Consider the following 205-nt stretch of genomic DNA (forward strand, 5'->3'; position numbering starts at 1 on the left):
TCAACCTGATCGGCAACGCGCTCCGTCATGCGCGCTCCCGCGTCACGCTGGAGGCTGTCTGCACGGAGCAGACATGCACGATCAACATCATCGACGACGGCATCGGCATCGAGCAGGAGGAGCTGCCGCATCTGTTCGATCGCTTCTATCGCGGAGTACCGGGCCGACGCCCCGCCGGCGCGGGACTTGGTCTCGGGCTGGCGAT

At 65.9% G+C, this 205-nt stretch carries 1 protein-coding gene; it reads left to right on the forward strand.

The features are described from left to right. Positions 1 to 205, forward strand: a 205-nt coding sequence (locus PA598K_RS34805) for an ATP-binding protein (protein WP_260405766.1), incomplete at both ends; no start/stop codon positions are given.

The sequence above is a fragment of the Paenibacillus sp. 598K genome, assembly GCF_003851045.1.
GTDB lineage: Bacteria > Bacillota > Bacilli > Paenibacillales > Paenibacillaceae > Paenibacillus_D.